The sequence below is a fragment of the Thermorhabdus hydrogeniformans genome (genome assembly GCF_049310025.1).
GTDB lineage: Bacteria > Bacillota > Thermosediminibacteria > Thermosediminibacterales > Tepidanaerobacteraceae > JBJYKD01.
Genome location: NZ_JBJYKD010000113.1, coordinates 1 through 278, shown reverse-complemented (window position 1 = coordinate 278; position 278 = coordinate 1). Strand labels below are relative to the sequence as shown.

Genomic DNA, 278 nt, shown 5'->3' with positions numbered 1-278 from the left:
CAGGTCCTCGACGCCGCTACCGGCGCCACCTCGCCGGTGGCCGGGCCGGCCTGCCGCAGCCCGCTGCTGGATCCGCGCGACGGCACCCGCCTGCGCCTGCTGCGCTCCACCGGCGGCCTGGGCGACTACACGCCGGAAACGACGCCGCGCTACGGCCTGTCCGCGCGCCAGGCGTTGCGCATCGACTGCAATACCGGCATCGCCATCGGCGCGGTGCCCGCGCCGCGGTGACGCTGCCTTGCGGCGCGAGTTGGCTCCAGGTGCCAGGCAGCAGGTCG

General features: G+C 76.3%; 1 protein-coding gene. It reads left to right on the top strand.

Annotated features, from left to right (window positions below):
• A partial coding sequence (locus tag ACKX14_RS15715) for a hypothetical protein (RefSeq protein ID WP_422449316.1) occupies positions 1 to 231 on the top strand: 231 nt, incomplete at its 5' end.
• Positions 232 to 278: the final 47 nt, after the last annotated feature.